Genomic DNA, 19,430 nt, shown 5'->3' on the forward strand with positions numbered 1-19,430 from the left:
CGCCAAGCGGAGGCGGCGCGCCACCTTTGTGGAGGAATGCAACATGCTGGACTCAAACCTTGATCGGCACATCGAAGACAAGCTCGATGCGGCCGTCGTAGACGACCCCGCCACCGGCGCCTATCGCTGCCGTCGCGACATCTTCACCGACCCCGACCTGTTCGAGCTGGAAATGCGCCACATCTGGGAGGGCAACTGGGTCTATCTCGCCCATGAAAGCCAGATCCCGAACGCCAACGACTTCCTGACCGGCCATATCGGCCGCCAGCCGATCGTCATCTCGCGCGACAAGAAGGGCGAGCTGCACTGCTTCCTCAACGCCTGCTCGCATCGCGGCGCGATGGTGTGCCGCCACAAGCGCGGCAACAAGAGCACCTACACCTGCCCGTTCCACGGCTGGACCTTCTCCAACAGCGGCAAGCTGCTCAAGGCCAAGGACCCCGACGGTGCCGGCTATCCCGAGCAGTTCAACAAGAACGGTTCGCACGACCTGACCAAGGTGGCGCGTTTCGAGAGCTATCGCGGCTTCCTGTTCGGCAGCCTGAATGCCGATGTGCTGCCGCTCGAACAGCATCTTGGAGAAGCCGCCAGGATCATCGACATGATCGTCGATCAGTCGCCCGACGGGCTCGAAGTGCTGCGCGGCGGCTCGACCTATGTCTATGACGGCAACTGGAAGCTGCAGACCGAGAACGGCGCCGACGGCTACCATGTCTCCTCAGTGCACTGGAACTATGCGGCGACCACCAATCACCGCAAGGATGCGCTGGCCGCTGCTGCCGGCGTCGACGTCACCCGTGCCATGGACGCCTCGTCCTGGGCCAAGCAGGGCGGCGGCTTCTACTCCTTCGAGCACGGCCATCTCCTGCTCTGGACCCGCTGGAGCAATCCGGAGGACCGGCCACTTGCCGAGAAGCGCGGCGAACTGACCGAGAAGTTCGGCCAGTCCTGGGCCGACTGGATGATCGACCGTTCGCGCAACCTCTGCCTCTACCCCAACGTCTACCTGATGGATCAGTTCTCCTCGCAGATCCGCATGTACCGGCCCATCTCGGTCGACAAGACGGAAGTCACCATCTACTGCATCGCGCCCAAGGGCGAGGGTGCCGAGGCACGTGCCCGCCGCATCCGCCAGTACGAGGACTTCTTCAACGCCTCCGGCATGGCCACGCCCGACGACCTCGAGGAGTTCCGCTCCTGCCAGATCGGCTACCAGGCGCGGCAGGCGGCGTGGAACGACCTCAGCCGCGGCGCCACGCACTGGATCGAGGGCGCCGACGAAGGCGCCAAGGCAATCGGCCTCAAGCCGCTGCTGTCGGGCGCCAAGACCGAGGACGAAGGCCTGTTCGTCATCCAGCACAAATACTGGAAGGAAACGCTGGAGAAGGCGGTCGGCAAGAACCCGACTGACTGACGGCAACTGATCGGCGAGCCCGGCTCGCCGCCTTTCAAGCATCAAGCCCGCACGGCGCGGTCCGAGAACGGTCCGCGGAAGGAGACGTCATGACCATTTCACGCCAAGAGGTGGAAGAGTTCCTCTATCGCGAGGCCCGATTCCTGGACGACAGGCAGTGGGACGAATGGCTCGCGCTCTACGCCCCGCATGCCGAGTTCTGGATGCCGTCCTGGGACGACGATGAAACGCTCGTCGAGGACCCGCAGACCGAAATCTCGCTGATGTACTACCCGACCAAGCAGGGGCTGGAGGATCGCATCTTCCGCATCCGCACCGAGCGCTCCAGCGCCACCAGCCTGCCGGAGCCACGGACCATCCACCACATCTCCAATGTCGAGATCCTGGAACAGGATGCGGAGAAGCTTGAGGTCCGCTTCAACTGGCTGACCTTCAACTTCCGCTACAAGACCACCGATTCCTACTACGGGGCGTCATTCTACACGCTTGAGGTCGGCGACGGCGGGCTGAAGATCGCCCGCAAGAAGGTCGTGCTGACCAACGACTACATCCACCACGTCATCGACATCTACCACGTCTGAACAGGCCAGGGAGGATCGCGCCATGGCACACAGGATAGCTTTGAATTTCGAAGACGGCGTCACCCGCTTCATCGAATGCGACGGCAATGAGGTCGTGGCCGATGCGGCCTATCGGGCCCGGCTCAACATTCCGATGGATTGCCGCGACGGCGCCTGCGGCACCTGCAAGAGCAAGTGCGAGTCGGGCCGCTTCAGGATGGGCGACTACATCGAGGATGCCCTCAGCGAGGACGAGGCATCGGAGGGCTATGTGCTGACCTGCCAGCTTCGGCCGGAAAGCGATTGCGTCATCAGCATTCCGGCCACCTCGGCGCTGTGCAAGAGCGGACCGACGGCATTTGAGGCTGAGCTCGCCGACGTGCGCAAGCTTTCCGACACCACCATCGGCTTCACCGTCGCCCTCGACCAGCCGGATGCCCTGAGCTTCCTGCCCGGCCAATACATGCAGGTCTCGGTTCCAGGCACCAGCGAGAGCCGCGCCTATTCGTTCTCGTCCTGCGTCTCGGGCGGCCGTGCCGACTTCCTGGTCCGCAACATCCCTGGCGGACTGATGTCGACCTACCTGTCCAGCCAGGCGGCGACCGGCGACCGGCTCACGCTGCGTGGTCCCGTGGGTGCGTTCTACCTGCGCGAACTCCGCCGGCCGACGCTGTTCCTAGCCGGCGGCACCGGTCTCGCCCCCTTCCTCGCCATGCTCGAATATCTGGAAGAGCAGGGCGGCCCCGCTCACCCGGTCAGGCTCGTCTACGGCGTCACCCGCGACGTCGACATGGTCGAGGTCGAAAAGCTCGAGCGTTTTGCCGGGACGATGGAGGATTTCACCTTCGACGTCTGCGTGTCCGACACGGCGAGCACGCACAGCCTGACCGGTTTCGTCACCGACCATTTCGGCGCCGCCGATCTCAACGACGGCGAGGCCGACGTCTATCTCTGCGGCCCGCCGCCGATGGTCGACGCGGTCAAGGCGCATTTCGACAAGATCGGGGTCAAGCCTGCCGCCTTCTACCACGAGAAGTTCGTGGCCGCGGAGGCAGCGATATGAACGGCCGGGCGGAGCGTTTCGCCGGCAAGGCGATGGTCGTCACCGGTGCCGCCCAAGGCATCGGCCGCCAGGTGGCGATCGAGGCGGCGGCCGAGGGTGCGCATGTAGCGCTTGTCGACCGCTCCGAACTGGCCAGGGAGGCCGCAGCCGAGATCGTCGCCAGCGGCGGCAAGGCCGTTGCGATCCTGGCCGACCTCGAGAGCTGGCAGGGCGCGGCAGGCGCGATCGAAGAAGCGCGCACCGCTCTCGGGCGCGTCGATGTGCTGGTCAACAATGTCGGCGGCGCCATCTGGATGCGGCCGTTCGAGCATTTCGACGAGACGCAGATCGAGGCGGAGATCCGCCGCTCGCTGTTTCCGACCATGTGGTGCTGCCGCGCCGTGCTGCCGCTGATGATCGAGGCCGGCGGCGGGTCGATCGTCAACGTCTCGTCGATCGCCACGCGCGGCATCAACCGCGTGCCCTATTCGGCGGCCAAGGGCGCGGTCAACGCGCTGACCGTATCGCTGGCCATGGAGAACGCCGAGCGCGGCATCCGCGTCAACGCGGTCGCGCCCGGCGGCACGGATGCACCGGTGCGCCGCATCCCGCGCAATGACGCTGCCCAGGACGAACGCGACAAGGCCTGGATGCAGGCGGTGGTCGACCAGACCAAGGCCACCAGCTTCATGAAACGCTACGGCACGCTCGCCGAGCAGACCAACGCCATCCTGTTCATGGCCTCGGACGAGGCCTCCTACCTCACTGGCACCATCCTGCCGGTCGGTGGCGGCGACAGCGGCTGAAAACACGGCGACGCCGGGCAGCAAGCTCGCGCCGCCGACCCCACAGACAAAGGCCGGCGTTGCCGGCCGATCGACTTCCTACAGGAGAAATACACGTGCTCAATTCTAGACTGGACATTCGGCAGCTGCTCGACGAGCGGCCTGTGAGTGGCCTGCAGCTGCGGGTTTTCTTCCTGTGCTTTCTCGTCGCGCTGCTTGACGGTTTCGACACCCAGGCCATCGCCTATACGGGGCCTGCCATCGCCAAGGCCTTCGGCATGTCGCCCGGCGACATGACCTACATCTTCATTTCCGGCACGCTGGGCATGGCGCTTGGCGCCATGGGCCTCGGCATGATCGGCGATCGCATCGGCCGCCGCGTTGCCATCCTGGGTTCGATCGTGCTGTTCGGCGTCTTTTCGCTGGCCATCGCGTTTGCCCAGTCGCCGACCCAGATCGTGGCGCTGCGCTTCCTGACCGGCCTCGGCATGGGCGGTGCGACACCGGTCCTGCTGGCGATGGCCGCGGAATACAGCCCGTCGCGCCTGCGCGGTGCGGTGCTCACCGGCGTGCTCCTGGGCCTGCCGGCCGGCGCCATGGTCGGCGGCGTGCTCGCCGCCGGCTGGATGCCCGTCATCGGCTGGCAGGGCATCTACATCGTGGGCGGGGCGATACCGCTCGTCGTGCTGCTGATCTGCCTGGCGTTCCTGCCGGAATCGGCCCAGTTCCTCGCCTCGCGCGGCCGGCCCGAAGACATCTCCCGGGCTCGCAGTCTCGTCGCCCGCATCGCCGGCAAGCCGATTGCCGATGACACGACCTTCGTCGTGCCGCCTGCGGCCGGCAAGGGCTCGGTCAGCGCGCTGTTCACGCCGGAGTACCGCACCAGCACCATAGCGATCTGGGCCATCTATCTGTTCAACTGGATCGCCTGGTTCATGTTCCTGCTGTGGCTGCCGACGGTGTTGACCGGCATGGGGCTCGACCAGCCGACCGCCGCGCTGGGAACGGTCATCGTCAACGCCGCCTTCATCGTCTTCGCCATTCCGCTGTCGATCTTCCTGCCGCGCATCGACATCCGCCGCACGCTGACGGCGATGTTCATGATCGGCATCGCGGTCTGCGCCGGGTTGGCCCTGGTGAACACCAACTGGACCCTGGTCTTTGCGCTCGTCGCCGCAGCCGGCTTCGGCATCGGCGGCCAGCAGATCGCGCTGAACTACCTCATCTCCAGCACCTATCCGACCGAGCTGCGCGCCACCGGTACCGGCTGGGCGATCGGCATCGGCCGCACCGGCGCCATCGTCGGCTCGGCGGCGGGTGGCTGGCTGCTTCAGGCCGGAGGAACCAGCGGCTACTTCGCCGGTCTTGCCGTGCCGCTGATCCTTGCGGCTGTCGCTGTCGTGCTGGTGCGCACGCGCCGGCAGGCACCGGCCGAGGCCTTTGCCGGAGGCCATTGAACCATACCGCCGTGGGGCTCGGGCGCGACCCGGTCCCCACGTCGGATAGCGGCCGAGGCTGATGCGAGGGGGAGGCCCCGCACGACGACTGTCCAATGAAAAACAAAACGGAGGAGTACGACATGACCAAGTTCAAGCCGACGACGCAGACCATCGCCATGACGCGCAGGAATTTTCTCGGCGCAACCGCAGCCGGAGCCGCGGGCCTGGCCCTCGGATTCCCCAAGCCGGCAATCGCCCAGGGCGCGCCGCTCAAGGTCGGGCTGATGCTGCCCTTCAGCGGCACCTACGCCAAGCTCGGGCAGTTCATCGAAAACGGCTTCAGCCTCTATGTCGAGCAGAAGTCGGGCATGCTCGGCGGCCGCAAGGTGGAGTTCATCCGCCTCGACGACGAGTCCAAGCCCGAGACCGCGACCGACAACATGAACAGGCTGGTCAGCCGCGACAAGGCTGACGTCGTCATAGGCACCGTGCATTCCGGCGTCGCCATGGCGATGGTGAAGGTGGCGCGCGACACCGGCGTGCCTCTGATCATCCCGAATGCCGGCGCCGACGAGGCCACCGGCCCGCTCTGCGCGCAAAACATCTTCCGCACCTCATTCTCCAACTGGCAGCCGGCGCATCCGATGGGCAAGGTCGTCCACGACGACGGCCACCGCAATGTCGTGACCATCACCTGGCGCTACACCGCCGGCCAGCAGATGGTCGGTGCCTTCACCGAAGGTTTCGAGGCGGCAGGCGGCACGGTCGTCGACGCGCTGACGGTGCCCTTCCCGGAAGTGGAGTTCCAGGCGCTGATCACGCGCATCGCCACGCTCAAGCCCGACGCGGTGTTCGCCTTCTTCGCCGGCGGCGGGGCGGTGAAATTCGTCACCGACTATGCCGCTGCGGGCCTTAAGGGCAAGATCCCGCTCTACGGCACCGGCTTCCTGACCGACGGCACGCTGAAGGCGCAGGGCGACGCCGCCACCGGCATCCGCACTACGCTGCATTATGCCGACGATCTCGACATTCCGGCCAACAAGTCCTTCCTGTCCGCCTTCCAGGTCAAGACCGGCGAGGCAGGCGACATCTATGCCGTCCAGGGCTTTGACGCGGCGGCGCTGCTGGAGGCGGGCCTTGCGGCTACCGGCGGCGACGCTTCGGCGCGCGAGGCGCTGTTCGGTGCCATGGCAGGTGCCCGGATCGACAGCCCGCGCGGGCCGCTGAGCTTCTCGGCCGCGCACAATCCGATCCAGAACATCTACCTCCGCGAGGTCCGCGACGGGCGCAACGCGTTGGTGTCGGTCGCCGGCGAGGCGGTGCAGGACCCCGCTCGCGGCTGCCGCATGGCCTGAACGGCGGGCGCAACTGCGCCCGCTTGCCTCCTTCGGACATGGAGACCGTCATGGATATCGGCACTTTTGCCATCCAGCTCCTCAATGCCGTCCAGTATGGGCTCGTGCTCTTTCTCGTCGCGAGCGGCCTGACCCTGGTTTTCGGCATCCTCGGAGTGATCAATCTCGCGCACGGCGTGTTCTACATGCTGGGCGCCTATCTCGCCTGGTGGCTGACAGTGGCGACCGGTAATTTCGCCGTCGGCATCGTTGGTGCCTTCGCCATCAGCTTCGTCATCGGACTGGCACTGGAGAGCGTGTTCATCCGCAGGCTCTACGGCCGCGATCATCTCTCGCAGGTGCTGCTCAGCTTCGGCCTGATCCTCGTCGTCGACGAACTGCGCCAGATGGTGTTCGGCCGCGACGTGCAGTCGGTGCCGCTGCCGGAATGGCTCTCGGGTTCGCTGCCGCTGACCGACGTGCTGAACTATCCCGTCTACCGGCTCGCCGTCAGCCTGCTTTGCCTTGGTGTCGCGGTGGCCATCTTCCTGGTCATCCGCCGCACCAGGATCGGGATGGTGGTGCGGGCCGGGGCGGAGAACCGCGAAATGACCCGTGCGCTCGGCATCCCGTTCGACAGCGTCAACCGCTACGTCTTTGCCGTCGGCATTGCGCTCGCCGCACTCGCCGGTGCGGTGATCGCGCCGATTTCCACCGTCTATCCCGGCATGGGTGACGGCATGCTCATCCTGTCCTTCGTCGTGGTGGTTCTGGGCGGCATCGGCTCGGTGCCGGGCGCAGCCATCGGCGCGCTGCTGATCGGCCTGATCGACACCTTCGGCAAGGTGTTCATGCCGGAGCTGGCCGGAATCCTCGTCTACGTACTGATGGCCGTGGTCCTGGTGGTTCGCCCCACCGGCATCCTCGGCAAGCGGGAGGTTTGAGATGCACCCCCTGTCTTCACGTACCCATCTGGCGCTGCTTGCAGCCGTTGTTGCGGCGGCGATGCTTCCGGCGCTGGTCCCCGACTACTACGTCCAGTTCGCGGCCAAGGTGCTGATCCTCGGCACGTTGGCCATGGCGCTGAACCTCGCCGTCGGCTTCGGCGGTCTCGTCAGCCTCTGCCACGCCGCGTTCTTCGGCCTGGCCGGCTATGTCCTCGTGCTGGCGGCACCCGAATATGACGCGCCGTCGCTGCTGCTGACGCTTCCGCTTGCCGTTGGCGTCACCGTGCTCGTGGCGCTGGTCATCGGCGTGCTGTCGCTGAGGACGCGCGGCGTCTATTTCATCATGGTCACGCTCGCCTTCGGCGAGATGCTGTTCTTCCTGTTCCATGACACGCCGATCGGCGGCGGCTCGGATGGTCTCTTCCTCTATGTGAAACCGGTGCTGGCGTTCGGCGAGACGATCCTCCTCGACCTCGACAATCCGGTGACCTTCTACTTGGTGGCCTTGCTGATGACTGCCGGTTGCTGGTGGTTCATCCGGCACCTGCTGTCGACGCCGTTCGGCGATGCGCTGACGGCAGCGCGCGACAACGAGCGGCGGGCGCTTGCGCTCGGCATCCCGGTGTTCCGCGTCCGGCTCATTGCCTTCGTGCTGTCCGCAGCGCTGGCGGGTCTTGCCGGCTATCTCTCGGCCGCCCAGTTCGGCTTCGTCGCGCCGCAGATGCTCGGCTGGCATCTCTCCGCCACCGCCCTGGTGATGGTGGTGCTCGGCGGCACGCGCCGGGTCGCCGGGCCGCTCGCCGGTGCCTTCGTCGTGACCGGGCTCGAGGAGGTGCTGAAATATTTCATCGACGATTGGAAGCTGGTCTACGGGCTGATCGTCATCGCGCTTGTTCTGGTTGCGCCCGGCGGCCTGCAGGACCTTGCGCGGCTGGCCGGCTTCGGCAGGCGCGCCAGCACGCCTGCGCTCAAGCTGAAGGAGGCGAACAATGTCGGCTGACATCCTCGAAGCCCGTGGCCTCGGCAAGCGCTTCGGCGGGCTTGCCGCCTGCTCGGACGTTTCCCTTAGTGTCCGGGAAGGCGAAATCCATGCCGTCATCGGCCCCAACGGCGCCGGCAAGTCGACGCTCATCAACCTGCTGTCGGGAGACCTGAGGCCGACCGACGGCGCCATCCTGCTCGACGGCCGCGACGTCACCGCAAGCGGTCCGAACCAGCGCTGCCAGGGCGGCATCGGCCGCTCATACCAGAAGACCACGATCTTTCCCGAGCGTACTGTGTTCGACAACGCCCGGCTGGCTGCCCAGGCGACACGGCCCGGCGCCCTTGCCATGCGCTGTGACGGCAAGCGCCGTGCCGCCGTAAGTGAAGCGGCCCTTGCAGCGCTTGCCGAGGTTGGTCTCGAAGGTCGCGCCGACACCCCGGCTCGATCGATGAGCCATGGCGAGCAGCGGCAGCTCGAGGTCGCCATGGTGCTGGCGACCGCGCCCCGGCTGGTGCTGCTCGACGAACCGCTTGCCGGCATGGGGCACGCCGAGGCGCGCCGGATGACGGGACTGATCGCATCGCTGAAGGCGGGCAGGGGCGTTCTCTTGGTCGAGCACGACATGGACGCGGTTTTCGCCATCGCCGACCGGCTCACCGTCATGGCCGACGGCAAGGTCATCGCCTCGGGCACGGTCGAGGCCGTCAGGCGCGACCCGGTGGTGCGCGCCGCCTATCTCGGAGAAGCGGAGGAAGTCGCATGAACATGCTCCTGACAGTCGATCGGCTGGAGAGTTTTTACGGGCCGAGCCAGATCCTTCACGGCGTAAGCCTGGCCGTGAAGCCCGGCGAACAGGTGGCGCTCATCGGCCGCAACGGCATGGGCAAGACGACCTTGCTGCGCTCGCTGATGGGGCTGGTGCCGCGCGTCCAGGGAACCATCGACCTGAACGGCAGCTCGATCCGCGGCAAGAAGCCGGAGACCATTTCGCAGGCGGGCGTCGCCCTCGTGCCCGAGGGGCGCGGGGTCTTCGGCTCGCTCACGGTGATCGAGAACCTCACCATGGCGTCCCGCGCCGGCCGCGACGGCAAGCGCGGCTGGACGCTGGACCGCGTGCTGTCGGTGTTTCCGCGGCTCGCCCAGCGCCGCGGCAATGGCGGCCACCAGCTTTCCGGTGGCGAGCAGCAGATGCTGACCATCGGCAGGGCGCTGATGACCAATCCGGAGATCGTTCTCATCGACGAGGCGACGGAGGGGTTGGCGCCGCTGGTGGCGGACGAGATCTGGAAGACGCTCGCCGTCATACGCGGCGAAGGCATCGCCACTATCGTCGTCGACAAGGACATCAAGAACCTGTCGAAGGTCGCCGACCGCATGGTCGTGATGTCGAAGGGCGGCATCGAGTTCGACGGCACGCCCGCCGATCTGCTGGCGCAGCCCGAGCTTCTCGAACGCCATCTCGGCCTGCACTAGGGCGCGCATCATGTCCTTCGCCAGAACCAACGGCATCGTCCTTCATTATCGCCGTATCGGCCGCCGCGGCGGAGCGAGGATCGTCTTTGTCAATTCGCTCGGGTCGGACATCACGATCTGGGACGATGTCGCCGATGAACTCGGCGCCGATTTCGACCTGCTGTTCTATGACAAGCGCGGCCACGGGCTGAGCGAAGTGTCGCCGGCTCCCGGCGGCATCGCCGATCATGCGAACGACCTTGTCAGCCTGCTCGACCACGTCGGATGGGATAGCGCGGCCGTCTGCGGCCTGTCTGTTGGCGGGTTGATCTCCATGCAACTCGCGGTGCGCGCGCCGGCGCGGGTGAGCAGGCTGGTATTGATGGACACGGCGGCCAGGATCGGCTCGCTGGACGCATGGAACGTCCGCATCGACGCGGTGTTGCAGCAGGGCGTGGCGGCAATCGGCGACCAGATCATGGAGCGCTGGTTTTCGCCCGGCTTCCGCAACGGCGAGCCCGACGCCTTTGCCGGATGGCAGCGCATGCTGGAGCGCACGCCGGCCGCCGGCTACGCCGACACCTGCAGGGCGTTGCGCGATGCAGACCTGACCGAGACGATCGGCGGCATCTCCGCCCCGACGCTGGTCATCGCCGGCGCCGAGGATCTTTCTACCCCGCCTGAGTTGGTCGCCGACACGGCGCGGCGAATACCCGCAGCGGCTTTCCGCACGATTGCGGGTGCCGGTCATCTGCCGTGCATTGAGCGTCCGGTCGAAGTGGCCAGTCTGCTTCGCGAGTTTCTTTTCCAAGGACGGCGGCTCCACGTCGCCGAACAGGGCGGCCGAGTGGCCGCATACCAGGAGTGACAAGATGAACACGGCAGTCTCTTCCCAGGAGCTGAAGTTGATCCGCGGCGACCATCTCGACGGGACCATTTATTCGGGCGGCTGGAAGCGCACGACGCAAGCCGCCGACATCATCGAACCTGCGACAGGTTCCGTGCTTGGCCGCATCGGCATGGCATCCCCGGCAGACGTCGCGCAGGCGTCGGAAACCGCGGCGAAAGCCCAGAAGGATTGGGCCGCGGCAAGCTACGACACCAGGGCGGCGGTCATCCGCAAGGCCGCCGGCATGCTCGAGCTGCATTTCAGCGACGTGGTCGAATGGCTGATCCGCGAGAGCGGTTCGGCGCGCGGCAAGGCGGAGTTCGAGACGCAACTCAGCATCAAGGCGCTGAACGAAGCCGCCGCACTCGCCTCGCAGCCGCAAGGTCTCGTGCTGCCGTCGGAAGCCGGCCGGATGAACCTCGCCCGCCGCCGTCCGCTCGGCGTCGTCGGCGTCATCTCGCCGTTCAACTTCCCGCTCTATCTCGCCATGCGGGCCGTCGCGCCGGCGCTCGCCGTGGGCAATGCGGTTGTGCTCAAGCCAGATCCGCGCACGGCGGTCTGCGGCGGGCTGGTCTTTGCCACGCTGTTCGAAAAGGCCGGCCTGCCGGAAGGCCTCATCCACGTGCTGCCGGGCGCCGGCGACGCGGGTGCCGCGCTGGTTGCCGATCCGAACATCGCGATGATCCAGTTCACCGGTTCGACCAAGGCCGGCCGTATCGTCGGCGAGAATGCCAGCCGGCATCTCAAGAAGGTGTCGCTCGAACTCGGCGGCAAGAACACGCTGGTCATCCTCAAGGACGCGGACCTCGAGCTGGCGGTGAAGAATGCCGCCTGGGGTGCCTGGTTGCACCAGGGCCAGATCTGCATGTCGTCCGGCCGCATCCTGGTCGAGGCGCCGATCCTGGAGGCTTTCACCGAGGCGCTGGCACGGAAGGCGAAGAGCCTGCCTGTCGGCAATCCGGCGACGGACAACGTCGCGCTCGGCCCCATCATCAACAAGGCTCAACTCGATCACATCGACCGGGTGGTGAAAACCACGGTCGATCAGGGTGCCCGACTGATGGCAGGCGGTAGCTATGACAAGCTGTTCTACAGCGCCGTCCGTGCTCGCCGGTGTCAAGCCTGGCATGGCTGCCTTCGAGGAGGAGATCTTTGGCCCGGTCGCCTGCATCACCTCCTTCAGCGGCGACGACGAGGCGGTGGAACTCGCCAACCGCACCGAATACGGTCTGTCCGCGGCAGTGATCTCGCCCAACATCGGCCGCGCCATGGCCATCGGCGACAGGCTGCGCGCCGGCCTGCTGCACATCAACGACCAGACGGTCAACGACGAGGTGATCAACCCGTTCGGCGGCGTCGGTGCGTCGGGCAACGGCACCAGCATCGGCGGTCCCAGCAACATCGACGAGTTCACCCAGTGGCAGTGGCTGACCATCCGCAACACGCCGCCGGCCTATCCGTTCTGAATCAACGTAGGGATGGAAGGGGCCGCTCGTCGGCGCCTTCCATCCCGTAACGCGGTAACCCTAGCTAGCGGTGGTGCAGCACCAGCGGTGCGCCGCCGACGTCGATGACGTCCATGTCATAGCCGAAGACCTGGGCCAGCACGTCGGGCTGCAGCACCTCGGCCGGGGCGCCGTCGGCGACGATGCGCCCGGCCTTCATTGCCACGATGCGGTCGGCATAGACGGCGGCGTGGTTGATGTCGTGCAGAACAACGATGACCGTGCGCTTGTCCTTGTCGGCGGCGGCGCGCAGGTCGCGCATCAGCTGGCGGGCAAACAGCATGTCGAGATTGTTCAGCGGTTCGTCGAGCAGCATGTAGTCGGTGCCCTGGCAGAAGGCCATGGCGACCATGGCACGCTGGCGCTGGCCACCCGAGAGATGGTCGAGGAAGCGGTCGGCAAGGTCGGTCAGGCCGAATTGCTGCAACGCCGCCTCGATCAGCCTCAGGTCGTTGTCGTCGATGCGGCCGCGCTGGTGCGGAAAGCGGCCGAAGCCGACCAGTTCACGCACCCTGAGCCGGCTCGCCACGGCGGGGTCCTGGCGCAGGATGGCGAGCGTCTTCGCCAGTCGGCGGCTCGGCGTCGTGTCCACCGGCAGGCCGTCAACGGAGATGGACCCGCTTTGCAGCGGCTGCAGCCGGGCGATGAGCGACAGCAGGCTCGACTTGCCGGCGCCATTCGGCCCGACCAGTGCCGTCAGCCCGCCCTTGGGCATGGTCAGCGACACATCTTGCAGGATCTGCGTGTCGCCGAGGCGCAGCGAAATATTCTTGATCTCGATCATCGCTTGCTCGTTGTGATCAGCATGGCCAGGAACACGAGGCCCCCCACGAATTCGATGACGACGCCGAGTGTCGCCGCACCCCCAAGCACGTGCTGCAGCACCATCTGGCCGCCGAGCAGCACGATGATGGCAGTCAGCATCGCCGCCGGCAGCAGCAGGCGGTGGCGTCGGCTGTCGATGATGCGCTCGGCAAGCGCCACGACCAGAAGCCCGAAGAAGGTCACCGGCCCGACCAGCGCCGTCGATACCGCCACAAGCGCTGCGACCAGCAGCAGCAGACCGGCGAGCGCCCGGGTCCAGTCGACGCCGAGGCCGGTGGCGCTGTCGGCGCCAAGCGCGACGATGTCGAGCATGTGGCGCAGCCGCCAGATGATGGCGCCGGCTATAAGTGTCACGATCAGGCCGACGGCGACCAGATCCGGTCGCACGGTGTTGAAATCGGCGAAGCTCGAACCCTGGACGACGGCGAATTCGTTCGGGTCGATTACCCGCGCCATCAGCATGGCGAGGCTGCGGAACAGCACGCCGAGCACCACGCCGGTGAGAAGCAGTAGCCCGATGTCGAAGCGCCGCCGCAGCATCGGCAGGAACAGCATCAGCGCCATCGCCATCATCAGCACCGACTCGCCGGCGAATTTCAGCCGCGGGTCGAGCGCGACATAGCCGACGCTGCCGAGCGTCAGCACCAGCGCCATCTGGCCGAACAGGTAGAGCGCGTCGAGCCCCATGATCTGCGGCGTCAGCACCCGGTTCGCCGTCACCGTCTGGAACACTACTGTCGAGATCGCGATGGCCACGCCGACCTGTATCAGCGTCAGCAGGCGCACCGCGCGCAGTTCGAGCGCAAAGCCGATATTGCCGCGCAAGCCGACGGTCATGAAGGCGGCCGCCACGGCCAGCGCCACGGCGGCGAGGATCAGAAGCCGTTTGTCAGGCACGTTGCGCCCGCCCGAACAGGATCCACAGGAACAGCCCCGAGCCGACGACACCTAGCACGGTGCCGACGGGAATTTCGTAGGGGTAGCGGATGACGCGGCCGACGATGTCGCAGGCCAGCAGCAGCGTTGCGCCGGTAACCGCCACCCAGGGCAGGGCGCTTTTCAAATTGTCGCCCATCAGGCGGGACACGAGGTTCGGCACCACCAGCCCGACAAATGGGATCATGCCGACGACCACGACGGCGAGCGACGAAATCACTGCCACCATGACGAGGCCGAGCTGCACGATGCGCTGGTAGTTGAGCCCAAGCCCGACGCTGACCTCGCGGCCCATCGAGGCGATGGTCAGCCGGTCGGCCACCCACCAGGCCAGCGCCACCATGGCGGCGGTAATCCACAAGAGCTCGTAGCGGCCACGCAGCACGCCGGAGAATTCGCCGTTGGTCCAGACGTCGACATACTGCAGCAGGTCGGTCTGCCAGGCGATGAAGGTCACCGCCGCCCCGATGACGCCGCCATAGACGAGGCCGAACAGCGGGATGAGGAATGGCTGCGTCGGCGGCAGCCGGTGGGCGATGCCAAGGAAGATCGACGTGCCGGCAAGCGCGGTCGCACTCGCCGCGAGGGTCTTCGCCCCGATCGAGGCGGTCGGAAACAGCAGCGTCACCGCGAGCACGCCGAGGGCGGCACTCTGGCCCGTGCCGGTGGTGATGGGTTCGACGAAACGGTTGCGAACCAGTATCTGCAGCACGAGCCCGGCAATGGCCAGGCCCGCGCCGGTAAGCACCACCGCCACCGTCCTCGGCAGGCGGCTGACGAGCAGAAGTTCCAGCGCCCCGGCACCGGTTGCGATCCTGTCCAGCGACAGGTCGTCGACGCCGATGCACAGGCTCAGCGCAAACAGCCCGACGAGGCTGGTGGCGACCACCAGCCGGGCGTTGGGCACTGCCGCGGCCATCACTTCGCCTTGGCGAAAGCTTGTTCGATGGTCGAGAGCACGCGGTGCGTCGACTGCACGCCGCCAGCGGCGATGTAGAAGTCGGGCGACGGCAGGAAGATCACCTGCCCCTTCTTCCAGGCGGTCGTCTGCGCCACCAGTTCGTTGTCGAGCGTGGCCTTGGCGCCCTGGTCGCCCGAGCCGATGGCCGCGGCGCGGTCGAGCACGAGCAGCCAGTCCGGGTTGGCCTTGCTGATGAATTCGAACGAGATCGCCTCGCCATGGGTCGCCGTCTCGACATCGGCGACGGCCGGCTCGAGGTCGAGCGTCTTGTGCACCCAGCCGAAGCGCGAACCCGGGCCGTAGGCGGTGATCTTCGGGCCGTTGGTCATCAGGATCAGCGCCTTGCCTTTGCCCTTGACGGCCTGCCTGGCGGCTTCGACGGCGGCGTCCAGCTCCTTGGCGGCGGCGGCGGCCTCGTCGGGCTTGGCGAAGAGGTCGCCATAGGCGGCGAGGCGCGCCTTGGCCTGGGCCACGAGATCGTCGCCAGCCATGGTCATGTCGATGGTCGGCGCAACGCGCGACGTCGCCTCGACCTGCGTCGACGAACGGCCGCCGACGATCACCAGATCGGGCGCAAGCGCGTTCAATGCCTCGAGATCCGGCTCGAACAGCGTGCCGACGACCGTGGCGCCATTGGCGACATCGGCCAGTTCGGGCACGAACAGCTTGTCGGGGACGCCTGCCGGCTGGACGCCGAGTCGGGTCAGGGTGTCGATCGCGGCAATGTCGTAGACGGCGACCTTGGCCGGCACCTTGTCGATGGTCTTCTGACCGGTCGCGGTGGTGATTTCCACGGCCATGGCAGGTGCGGTGGCGATCGCCAGCGCAGCTGCAAGGTTGGCCAGCAGCCGAACATACTTCATCTCGTGTCTCCGTCCTGTGCCGTCGGCGTCGGGTTCATAAAACCTTCGCAGAATACTCTTCTTTGGCACATATCAGAAGCTGCCGGTGCGCAACAAGACGTTATCCCGACTTCTGAGGCGCTTTATTGCTTGCCGGTCGCTGCGCAGCACATTGAAGCAATCGTTGCCGAACCATTCGAGCGAGGCTTCGACCGCCGGGTCGTCGCGCAGCTGGCCGAGGAAGCGCTGATAGTCGACCTTGCCGTCGAACAGCGGCGTCATGCCTTCGCGGCTTCCGGCGGCGGCATAGACATTGGCTGGTTCGAACACCCGGAGGTCCGCGCGCGAGCGCACGTTCTTGAGGTGGTAGTGGCGGATGTGCGGCCGCATCGCGGCATGGGCGGCGACCGGGTCGTCCCCGCCCTCCCAGACATGCAGCGTGTCGAAATTGAGCTTGAATGCCGGGTGGTCGACCTCGGCAACCAGCCGGAGCGTCGACGAGCCGCAGTCCGCAAGCGTGCCCGGATGCGTTTCGGCCAGCAGGTCGAGGTCGAAATCGGCCGCGATCTCCGACATTTCGCGCAGTCGTGCGGTGATGATGCGCCTGACGTCGGCGGGCGTGTCGCGGCTGCCGCGGCTGCCGGCAAAGGTGCGGATCTTGCCGGCCCGCCAGTGCCGGGCGAGGCGGCACAGGTCGACGGTCTTCTTTCGCAGCGCCTCGCCATCGCCGTCGAGCGGCAGGTAGTCGCTGACCATCGGCACATAGAGCCCGAGCTCGGCGAGCCAGTCGGCGTCGCGATGCGGCTGGTAGGCAAGGTTGCGCGCATGCACGCCCCACAGCTCGATGCCCTGGAAGTCGTTGGCGCGGGCCCACCTGGCGATGTCCTCGAGCGAGGCGAGGTGATGGCGAAAGGTGATGGTGCAGAGCGAGATCTTCATTCGGCTGCTCCCAGCAGTTCGGTGGGTATGGTGTCGGGGATGCCTTTCATGGCGCACCATGCCTCGAAGGCCTCACCCAGCCTGGCCTTGATCCGCCTTTCGAGCCCGTCCAGCGTGTCGAGCCGACGGAAGACGTCGTCGGCCAGGCTGCGGTCGCCGGTCTGGGCCAGCTTCATGACGGCATAGTGCAGCGCCTTGAAGTCCTGGATCACCCGCTCGATCTCGTCGCACCAGTGGTCGAAGTCGGCATTGGCGAGCTTCATCTCGCGCCAGAAGAAGGCGAAGCCGTGCTCGTAGGCGTATTTGCGAATCGAGATGACGGGCACCTCGCGAAGTGCTGCGCCGAGATCGGCGAGCTCCGCCCCGTCTCGGCCTTCGAGATGGGCGGTAACGATGCGACGCACGCCGTCGACCAGCGGATTGTGGTCGGGCCGGTAGCAGGCGAGGAAGAAGTCGCGCAGGTCGGCGGCGGCGGGTTTCTGCGCCTCCAGCCGGTCGAAGATGTAGCCGCCGCCGACGGTCGGCTGGCGGATGGCGTGGATGACCTTGTCGCGGGCGATCTGGCCTTCCCAGCGGAAGTCGGGATCGTTGACCTGCCAGATCTTCGGATCGTCGGTCTTCTCGATCATCAGATAGTGCGGGAACGGGTTCTGGTTGAACTTGTTCTCCCGCTCCGGCAGGTGGAACAGGTCGAGCATCACCATCAGGTATTCGCTGTCGCGCTTGCGCTCGAGCAGGTCGAGCATGACGACGATGTTCTGGTCCTTCGACCGCGCCGGGTCGTACCATTCATGCATGGTCACGCCGTAGATCCGCTCATACCAGACGCGGAAGAAGTCGTGGTTGATCGACTTGTCGTGATAGGCGAGCTGCCAGCGCTCGGTGATGGCGAAGCCGGCGTCCCAGACGCTGAAATAGAACGGCCGCTGGTCGATCCCCGAGCGTTTCAGCGCGTCGCAGACGCTGCTGACGACGCAGTGCACCTTGATGTCGATATAGTCCTCGCCGTGCACGCCCTCGCCGGCCGGCTCGGGACGCGCGGCAGGGACACTGGCCTCGCCGGTGAACAGCTGCGCCAGTTCCCGCACCGTCTCGATGTCCTGGCGGTTGATCGCCTCCTCCGGCGCGGGCAGGCCGAATTCCAGTTCCAGGCTGAGGAAGATCTCGAGGATCAGCACCGAGTCGAGATAAAGGTCTTCGTTGAGCCGCGCCTCGGGGCTGAAACGGTCGAGATGGGCATGGTTCATGTGATCGCGCAGCACGGTGCCGATCGCTTCGACGACCTGTTCGGTGTTCATGCCGCGACCTCCCTGGCCAATGCCGTGAACTGTCCCGCGGCATGCTGCGCCGCCACCTCGCGGCGGCTGACCTTGCCGTTGGCCTGGCGCGGGATCGCATCGACCTGGACGATTTCCATCGGCAGCTGGTGGCTGGCGAGGTTTTGGGCGCACCATTGCCGCACGGCTGGGCCGTCCAGCCTTTCGCTGGCGCTGAACAGCAGGCCGACCCGCTCGCCGGCCAGCGTGTCCGCTTTGCGGAAGGCGACGGCGTCGGTGACGGCGGGCATCGACATCACCACGTCCTCGACTTCCCTGGGATAGACGTTGAGGCCGGAAACGTTGATGGTGTCGTCGAGCCGGGAGACGAACACCAGCATGCCATCAGGCCTGTAGTAGCCGAGGTCGCGGGTGGCGACCTCGCCGTTGGGGCCGCTGACGATCACTTCGGACGGTGCCACCGCGCTGTTGCTGCAGGCGACGCTGTGATGCGGCAGCACGAAGCCCATGTCGGCGGCGTCGGTGACGTCGGGATTGACCGCGATGCAGCCGGTTTCAGAGCAGCCATATTGCTGGAACAGATGCGTCGTCCGAGCCCGGACGCGCGCGAACCATGGCTCGGGCAGCACCGTGCCCGATGTCATCGCCGCATGCAGCTTCTCGCCTTCGGGCATCAGGCGCGCCAGCGTGTGCAGCACTGCAGGCGACGAGTAGAGCAATGGCCGCTCGATGTCGCGCAACGTCCGCAGCAGGTATTTCGGATTGCCGGTATCGACGATGATCGGCGTGCGGCCGCGCTTGAGCGCCACCAGTATGCCGCAGATCAGCCCGTAGGAATGCGTCGTCGGGCAGGCGATGAGCGGCGTCATCTCGTCGGACTGTCGGAACGTCGCGACATAGCTCGCCACCTCCGCATCGATATCGGCCCAGCCGCGGGCGATGCATTTCGGTGCGCCTGTGGTGCCGGAGCTCATCTGCAGCAACTGGCCCTGCGAAGCCGGCTCGATCTCGGTCGACAGCGTCTCTGCTTCGAGACTGTTGAAGTACAGCGCATGGCAGCCTGCGGCGACGGCCAGCCGGCGCGCCGCGGCGTGCGGCGTTGCCGGATGGATCGGGAAGACGCTGGCGCCGATGTTGCGGATGGCGAAGAACAGCGCCAGCCAGCCGGCTGTATCGCTGAAGCAGACGGCGTAACGCGCGCGCGCCTTGAGTCCGGCCTGGTCGGCGCTCCGCGCCACCATCTGCTCGAACTTCTGTCGGTCGTAATACCTGTCGTCGATCTGGAGCATCGATTTTCC

At 66.4% G+C, this 19,430-nt stretch carries 19 protein-coding genes and 1 pseudogene; 13 read left to right on the forward strand and 7 right to left on the reverse strand.

The features are described from left to right. The first annotated feature begins 43 nt into the window (after positions 1 to 43). From benA to WHT83_RS04925, 13 genes and pseudogenes are all read left to right on the forward strand, one after another. Positions 44 to 1,414 (forward strand): benzoate 1,2-dioxygenase large subunit, encoded by a 1,371-nt coding sequence (benA, locus tag WHT83_RS04865; protein ID WP_406873124.1) that lies wholly within the window; start codon positions 44 to 46, stop codon positions 1,412 to 1,414. Between the two features lie 89 nt (positions 1,415 to 1,503). Continuing rightward, positions 1,504 to 1,995 (forward strand): benzoate 1,2-dioxygenase small subunit, encoded by a 492-nt coding sequence (gene benB / locus WHT83_RS04870; RefSeq protein ID WP_108605947.1) that lies wholly within the window; start codon positions 1,504 to 1,506, stop codon positions 1,993 to 1,995. A 22-nt stretch (positions 1,996 to 2,017) separates the two neighbouring features. Further along, the gene (benC, locus tag WHT83_RS04875) at positions 2,018 to 3,037 is read left to right on the forward strand and encodes a benzoate 1,2-dioxygenase electron transfer component BenC (RefSeq protein WP_406873125.1); all 1,020 of its coding nucleotides are present in this window, start codon (positions 2,018 to 2,020) and stop codon (positions 3,035 to 3,037) included. Then, positions 3,034 to 3,822 carry a benzoate diol dehydrogenase BenD gene (benD, locus tag WHT83_RS04880; protein WP_406873126.1) on the forward strand — a complete coding sequence of 263 codons (789 nt, stop codon included), beginning with the start codon at positions 3,034 to 3,036 and terminating at the stop codon, positions 3,820 to 3,822. The genes benC and benD overlap by 4 nt, the downstream gene beginning before the upstream one ends. A 95-nt stretch (positions 3,823 to 3,917) precedes the next feature. Then, on the forward strand, positions 3,918 to 5,258 hold the full coding sequence (locus WHT83_RS04885) for an MFS transporter (protein ID WP_406873127.1): 1,341 nt from the start codon (positions 3,918 to 3,920) through the stop codon (positions 5,256 to 5,258). A gap of 122 nt (positions 5,259 to 5,380) precedes the next feature. Continuing rightward, positions 5,381 to 6,595: an ABC transporter substrate-binding protein gene (locus WHT83_RS04890; RefSeq protein WP_108605943.1), complete on the forward strand. Its 1,215-nt coding sequence runs from the start codon at positions 5,381 to 5,383 to the stop codon at positions 6,593 to 6,595. A 50-nt stretch (positions 6,596 to 6,645) separates the two neighbouring features. Continuing rightward, on the forward strand, positions 6,646 to 7,518 hold the full coding sequence (locus tag WHT83_RS04895) for a branched-chain amino acid ABC transporter permease (RefSeq protein ID WP_108609603.1): 873 nt from the start codon (positions 6,646 to 6,648) through the stop codon (positions 7,516 to 7,518). A 1-nt stretch (position 7,519) separates the two neighbouring features. Then, positions 7,520 to 8,521: a branched-chain amino acid ABC transporter permease gene (locus WHT83_RS04900; protein ID WP_406873128.1), complete on the forward strand. Its 1,002-nt coding sequence runs from the start codon at positions 7,520 to 7,522 to the stop codon at positions 8,519 to 8,521. Next, positions 8,511 to 9,269 carry an ABC transporter ATP-binding protein gene (locus WHT83_RS04905; protein WP_108605941.1) on the forward strand — a complete coding sequence of 253 codons (759 nt, stop codon included), beginning with the start codon at positions 8,511 to 8,513 and terminating at the stop codon, positions 9,267 to 9,269. The genes WHT83_RS04900 and WHT83_RS04905 overlap by 11 nt, the downstream gene beginning before the upstream one ends. Further along, on the forward strand, positions 9,266 to 9,979 hold the full coding sequence (locus WHT83_RS04910) for an ABC transporter ATP-binding protein (protein ID WP_108605940.1): 714 nt from the start codon (positions 9,266 to 9,268) through the stop codon (positions 9,977 to 9,979). Before WHT83_RS04905 ends, WHT83_RS04910 begins: the two co-directional genes overlap by 4 nt. A 10-nt stretch (positions 9,980 to 9,989) precedes the next feature. Further along, entirely contained in the window at positions 9,990 to 10,826 is an 837-nt protein-coding gene (gene pcaD, locus WHT83_RS04915) for a 3-oxoadipate enol-lactonase (protein ID WP_406873129.1), read from the forward strand. 151 nt (positions 10,827 to 10,977) lie between these two features. Further along, positions 10,978 to 11,862, forward strand: a pseudogene (locus WHT83_RS04920) (aldehyde dehydrogenase family protein); the annotation flags it as partial. A gap of 112 nt (positions 11,863 to 11,974) precedes the next feature. Beyond that, entirely contained in the window at positions 11,975 to 12,313 is a 339-nt protein-coding gene (locus WHT83_RS04925) for an aldehyde dehydrogenase family protein (RefSeq protein ID WP_406873930.1), read from the forward strand. 64 nt (positions 12,314 to 12,377) lie between these two features. On the opposite strand, the gene WHT83_RS04930 is transcribed toward WHT83_RS04925, so the two are convergent. The 7 genes from WHT83_RS04930 to WHT83_RS04960 form a co-directional block, all read right to left on the reverse strand. Beyond that, positions 12,378 to 13,136 carry an ABC transporter ATP-binding protein gene (locus WHT83_RS04930; RefSeq protein ID WP_406873130.1) on the reverse strand — a complete coding sequence of 253 codons (759 nt, stop codon included), beginning with the start codon at positions 13,134 to 13,136 and terminating at the stop codon, positions 12,378 to 12,380. Further along, positions 13,133 to 14,074: an iron chelate uptake ABC transporter family permease subunit gene (locus WHT83_RS04935; RefSeq protein ID WP_406873131.1), complete on the reverse strand. Its 942-nt coding sequence runs from the start codon at positions 14,072 to 14,074 to the stop codon at positions 13,133 to 13,135. Before WHT83_RS04935 ends, WHT83_RS04930 begins: the two co-directional genes overlap by 4 nt. Continuing rightward, positions 14,067 to 15,032 carry an ABC transporter permease gene (locus WHT83_RS04940; protein ID WP_406873132.1) on the reverse strand — a complete coding sequence of 322 codons (966 nt, stop codon included), beginning with the start codon at positions 15,030 to 15,032 and terminating at the stop codon, positions 14,067 to 14,069. Before WHT83_RS04940 ends, WHT83_RS04935 begins: the two co-directional genes overlap by 8 nt. Next, positions 15,032 to 15,937: a siderophore ABC transporter substrate-binding protein gene (locus WHT83_RS04945; RefSeq protein ID WP_406873133.1), complete on the reverse strand. Its 906-nt coding sequence runs from the start codon at positions 15,935 to 15,937 to the stop codon at positions 15,032 to 15,034. The genes WHT83_RS04940 and WHT83_RS04945 overlap by 1 nt, the downstream gene beginning before the upstream one ends. Before the next feature lie 72 nt (positions 15,938 to 16,009). Next, positions 16,010 to 16,855 carry a sugar phosphate isomerase/epimerase family protein gene (locus WHT83_RS04950; protein WP_406873134.1) on the reverse strand — a complete coding sequence of 282 codons (846 nt, stop codon included), beginning with the start codon at positions 16,853 to 16,855 and terminating at the stop codon, positions 16,010 to 16,012. Further along, positions 16,852 to 18,153: a DUF6005 family protein gene (locus WHT83_RS04955; RefSeq protein ID WP_406873135.1), complete on the reverse strand. Its 1,302-nt coding sequence runs from the start codon at positions 18,151 to 18,153 to the stop codon at positions 16,852 to 16,854. The genes WHT83_RS04950 and WHT83_RS04955 overlap by 4 nt, the downstream gene beginning before the upstream one ends. Then, entirely contained in the window at positions 18,150 to 19,421 is a 1,272-nt protein-coding gene (locus tag WHT83_RS04960) for an AMP-binding protein (RefSeq protein WP_406873136.1), read from the reverse strand. Before WHT83_RS04960 ends, WHT83_RS04955 begins: the two co-directional genes overlap by 4 nt. Positions 19,422 to 19,430 lie beyond the last annotated feature (9 nt).

The sequence above is a fragment of the Aminobacter sp. P9b genome (genome assembly GCF_045345995.1).
Classification (GTDB): domain Bacteria; phylum Pseudomonadota; class Alphaproteobacteria; order Rhizobiales; family Rhizobiaceae; genus Aminobacter; species Aminobacter niigataensis.

Bases quoted from the DNA above. Each gene is read 5' to 3' on its own strand.
- WHT83_RS04900 (WP_406873128.1), top strand. From the start codon at position 7,520: ATGCACCCCCTGTCTTCACGTACCCATCTGGCGCTGCTTGCAGCCGTT.
- WHT83_RS04960 (WP_406873136.1), bottom strand. From the start codon at position 19,421: ATGCTCCAGATCGACGACAGGTATTACGACCGACAGAAGTTCGAGCAG.
- WHT83_RS04930 (WP_406873130.1), bottom strand. From the start codon at position 13,136: ATGATCGAGATCAAGAATATTTCGCTGCGCCTCGGCGACACGCAGATC.
- WHT83_RS04925 (WP_406873930.1), top strand. From the start codon at position 11,975: ATGGCTGCCTTCGAGGAGGAGATCTTTGGCCCGGTCGCCTGCATCACC.
- benB (WP_108605947.1), top strand. From the start codon at position 1,504: ATGACCATTTCACGCCAAGAGGTGGAAGAGTTCCTCTATCGCGAGGCC.
- WHT83_RS04905 (WP_108605941.1), top strand. From the start codon at position 8,511: ATGTCGGCTGACATCCTCGAAGCCCGTGGCCTCGGCAAGCGCTTCGGC.
- WHT83_RS04950 (WP_406873134.1), bottom strand. From the start codon at position 16,855: ATGAAGATCTCGCTCTGCACCATCACCTTTCGCCATCACCTCGCCTCG.
- benA (WP_406873124.1), top strand. From the start codon at position 44: ATGCTGGACTCAAACCTTGATCGGCACATCGAAGACAAGCTCGATGCG.
- WHT83_RS04940 (WP_406873132.1), bottom strand. From the start codon at position 15,032: ATGGCCGCGGCAGTGCCCAACGCCCGGCTGGTGGTCGCCACCAGCCTC.
- WHT83_RS04955 (WP_406873135.1), bottom strand. From the start codon at position 18,153: ATGAACACCGAACAGGTCGTCGAAGCGATCGGCACCGTGCTGCGCGAT.
- pcaD (WP_406873129.1), top strand. From the start codon at position 9,990: ATGTCCTTCGCCAGAACCAACGGCATCGTCCTTCATTATCGCCGTATC.
- benC (WP_406873125.1), top strand. From the start codon at position 2,018: ATGGCACACAGGATAGCTTTGAATTTCGAAGACGGCGTCACCCGCTTC.
- WHT83_RS04895 (WP_108609603.1), top strand. From the start codon at position 6,646: ATGGATATCGGCACTTTTGCCATCCAGCTCCTCAATGCCGTCCAGTAT.
- benD (WP_406873126.1), top strand. From the start codon at position 3,034: ATGAACGGCCGGGCGGAGCGTTTCGCCGGCAAGGCGATGGTCGTCACC.
- WHT83_RS04945 (WP_406873133.1), bottom strand. From the start codon at position 15,937: ATGAAGTATGTTCGGCTGCTGGCCAACCTTGCAGCTGCGCTGGCGATC.
- WHT83_RS04890 (WP_108605943.1), top strand. From the start codon at position 5,381: ATGACCAAGTTCAAGCCGACGACGCAGACCATCGCCATGACGCGCAGG.
- WHT83_RS04910 (WP_108605940.1), top strand. From the start codon at position 9,266: ATGAACATGCTCCTGACAGTCGATCGGCTGGAGAGTTTTTACGGGCCG.